At 73.5% G+C, this 3,229-nt stretch carries 4 protein-coding genes; 2 read left to right on the top strand and 2 right to left on the bottom strand.

The genetic code is table 11. From position 1 onward, the window contains the following. Positions 1 to 21: 21 nt before the first annotated feature. Positions 22 to 600 (bottom strand): NADPH-dependent FMN reductase, encoded by a 579-nt coding sequence (locus tag EF903_RS30735; protein WP_125548262.1) that lies wholly within the window; start codon positions 598 to 600, stop codon positions 22 to 24. Between the two features lie 243 nt (positions 601 to 843). On the opposite strand from EF903_RS30735, the gene EF903_RS30740 reads away from it, so the two are divergent. Continuing rightward, a complete protein-coding gene (locus EF903_RS30740; RefSeq protein ID WP_125548263.1) occupies positions 844 to 1,737 on the top strand; it encodes a pirin family protein in 894 nt (297 codons plus the stop codon). A 115-nt stretch (positions 1,738 to 1,852) separates the two neighbouring features. On the opposite strand, the gene EF903_RS30745 is transcribed toward EF903_RS30740, so the two are convergent. Beyond that, positions 1,853 to 2,524, bottom strand: coding sequence for a TetR/AcrR family transcriptional regulator (locus EF903_RS30745; protein WP_125548264.1), 672 nt, complete (start codon positions 2,522 to 2,524; stop codon positions 1,853 to 1,855). A 162-nt stretch (positions 2,525 to 2,686) separates the two neighbouring features. Between EF903_RS30745 and EF903_RS30750 the strand changes: the two genes are divergently transcribed. Next, on the top strand, positions 2,687 to 3,229 hold a 543-nt coding region (locus EF903_RS30750; protein ID WP_148142617.1), incomplete at its 3' end, for an SRPBCC family protein.

Consider the following 3,229-nt stretch of genomic DNA (forward strand, 5'->3'; position numbering starts at 1 on the left):
GGGGTGGGGTGAGCGGGGCGGTCAGAGCGCTCCGGCCGCGAGGGCGCGGGTTTCGCGGATCTTCGCGGCGAGCGCGGCGAGCAGTTCCTGCAGGATCTCGACGGTGGTGTCGTCGGTCAGGTTGTTGGCCTGGTCGAAGCGCTCGTGGGCGCGGAAGATCTGCAGCTCCGGCTTGACGACGACCCGGGAGTCCGTCCACAGGAACATCTGGCGCAGGGCGAGTTGCGCGCGGACGGTGCCGAAGTTCGTGGGGGCGGCGCCGGCGATGGCGACGGGCTTGCCGGTCAGGGAGGAGTCGAGGGCGGGGCGGCTCGCCCAGTCCAGGGCGTTCTTGAGGACGCCGGGGATGCCGTAGTTGTACTCGGGGGTGGCGATGAACAGCCCGTCGGCCTCGGTGATGCGGCGCCGCAGGTCGGCGACGGGCTCCGGCAGCGCCTCGGCCTCCACGTCGCCGTCGTACGGCGGGATGTCCCGCAGGCCCTCGTAGACCTCGATGTCCAGGCCGCCGGGGGCGAACTTCCGGGCGGCGCGCACGAGGGCGCTGTTGTACGAGGCCGCGCGCAGGCTGCCGGAGATGGCGAGGATCCTGAGATCGGTCATGGCTGTCCTTCCGCAGGAGCATGCGCAGCGCACGGCGGGGGCGGCCGGGGCCGTCCGCATGCCCCTGCGAGTCCGTGGTGGGCGTCGGTGGGGATGGCAGGAGTGTGGGCGGGGGCGCGCCCCCGGGACAACGGGGCGCGGCGGTATCTGTCAGTTGCCGCGGACCTTGCCTCAACTGAACTGAACTGTATAGTTCATTGAACTGGGAAGGACGACCCCGAACACACGACGAGAGAAGGCATCATGACCACCCTGGGTTCCGCCGTCACCGCGGCCACCGCGATCCGCTCGGTGGCCGACGTCCTGCAGCCGCTCCACACGCCGGAGGGCGAGGGGTACCCGGTCCGCCGTGCCTTCCCGACGCCGCAGATCCCCTTCCTCGACCCCTTCCTGACGGTCGACCAGACCGGCCCGGCGCAGTGCGGGCCGGGCGAGGCCAAGGGCGCGCCCGACCGCCCGTACCGCGGCTTCGAGACGCTCACCTACGTCCTGGAGGGCCCGCTGGAGTGCGCCGACTCGACCGGCTCGCGCGCCGCCCTCGCCCCGGGGGACGTGCACCGGCTGACCGCCGCCGCCGGCGTCGTCCACTCGGCGGAGCCGGCGCCGGAGTTCCTCCGGGCGGGCGGCCTCCAGCACCACCTCCGGCTGTGGGTGAACCTGCCCGCCGCGCACAAGGGGGCCCGGCCGCGCGCCGAACACCTGCCGGCGGACCGGATCCCGGTGGTGCGCAGGCTCGACGGCTCCTGGTTCAAGGTCATCGCCGGCACGGCGCTGGGCGTGACCGGACCGGTCGGGACGCCGACTCCCGCGACCGTCGTCCACGCCTGCCTCGCACCGGGCGAGAGCGCCCGCCTGCCCGCACCCGCGGGGTGGAACACGGCGGTGTACGTGCTCTCCGGCAGCGGCGCCGTGGGCACGGCCGAGGTCTTCGACGGCGAGCTGGCCGTCCTCGCGGACGACGGCGGGGCGGTACGGCTCGCGGGCGGGCCGGTCGGCGCCGACCTGCTCTTCCTGAGCGGCCTGCCGATCGGCGAACCGGTCGTGCGGAGCGGGCCGTTCGTCATGAACAGCGCCGAGGAGGTCGAGCAGGCCTTCGACGACTACGCCTGCGACCGCCTCGGCCGCTACGACGGCTGACGCGCGAGCCGTACGCGGCGCGCGGAACCCCCCGGTGCACCGGCCCGGGGGGTTCCGCGCGCTCCCGCGCGGGAGCGCGCGGCGGCCGAAGCGGCCCGCCGCGGCCCGCTTCGGCTCAGGCGCCGGTGCCGTACTGGTTGAGGAACATGTCCACCCCGCCCTGGATCAGCCGCTCGCCGAGCTCCTCGCCGAGGTGGGTCCCGTACACCCCGTAGACCAGGTGCGGGGAGAGCACCAGCCCGGACAGCTGGAGCACCGCCAGCTCCATGTCGGGGATGCGCAGCAGCCCGCGCTCGTCCAGCCGGCCCAGCGCCGCGGCGAGGGCCGCGTGCTGGCGGCCGGGGCCCTCCTCCTGCCAGGTGCGGCCGAGCTCCGGGAAGCGGTGCCGCTCGCCGGCGATGACATTGCGCAGCGCGAGGACGTCCGGCGTGGTCAGGCCGGCCACCCAGGTGCGGCAGGCCTCCACGAGGTCGGCGCGGACGTCGTCGGACTCCGCGAGGCGGGCCTGTATCACCGACTGGGCGACCTCCAGGGCCTCGTCGAGGGTCTGCCCGATGACGGCGTTGAAGAGGTTCTCCTTGCTGCCGAAGTGGTTGTAGACGGTGACCTTGGAGACGCCGGCCTCGGCGGCGAGCTGGTCCACGCCCGCCCCGAAGCCCTCGCGCAGGAAGACCGTGCGGGCGGCGGCCAGGATCGCCTGCCGCTTGCGGGCGGCCCGCGCGCCGGTGGGCGCCCCCGCGGGGGTCGCGGCGGGCCGCGCGGTCTCGGCGGTGCTGTGTGCGGTCATGGCGCTCATCCCAACTCTCTCCGGCTGCGGGCCCAGTCTAGAACCGAACTGAACTGTACCGTTGCGTTCAGTTGAACTGAACTGTATGGTTCATCTAGCCGGGCCGCCAAGAAGGGGGCCGCAGACGGCAGTTGGAACGTCCCACCGCAGGAGGAAGCAGACATGAGCGGCACCCAGAACCCCCTCTTCAGGTCGCGGGCCCAGGTCCACGTCGCCGCCACCCCGGCCGAGGTCTACGCCGCGGTCAGCGACCTGGCCCGGATGGGCGAGTGGAGCCCCGAATGCCTCGGCGGCGAGTGGACGACCGGCGAGCCGGGCGCCGTCGGCTCCGTCTTCCGCGGCGACAACGAGCGCGCCGAGGACGTCGTCGCCTGGGCACCGGTGGTCCGCGGCCGGTGGACCACCTACGCCGAGGTCGTCGCCGCCGAGCCGGGCCGCACCTTCCAGTGGGCCATGCACAACAGCAAGGGCGAGAAGCAGGACAGCGTCTGGGGCTTCACCATCGAGCCCGACGGCGAGGGCACCCTGCTGGTCCACCACTTCCGGATGGGCGCCGCCACCGAGGGCATCCAGGGCATCACCGCCGAGATGGACGACGCCCGCAAGCAGCAGTTCTTCGCCGAGTGGGGCGACAAGGTCGCCGGCGACCTTGTCGCCCCACTCGGCGACGAACTGCTGCTTGCGGGCGTCGTCCATCTCGGCGGT

The organism is Streptomyces sp. WAC05292, assembly GCF_003949955.1.
GTDB classification, from domain to species: domain Bacteria; phylum Actinomycetota; class Actinomycetes; order Streptomycetales; family Streptomycetaceae; genus Streptomyces; species Streptomyces globosus.

Excerpts from the sequence above, each read along its gene's own strand:
- EF903_RS30735 (WP_125548262.1), bottom strand. The coding sequence starts at position 600 with ATGACCGATCTCAGGATCCTCGCCATCTCCGGCAGCCTGCGCGCGGCC.
- EF903_RS30745 (WP_125548264.1), bottom strand. The coding sequence starts at position 2,524 with ATGACCGCACACAGCACCGCCGAGACCGCGCGGCCCGCCGCGACCCCC.
- EF903_RS30740 (WP_125548263.1), top strand. The coding sequence starts at position 844 with ATGACCACCCTGGGTTCCGCCGTCACCGCGGCCACCGCGATCCGCTCG.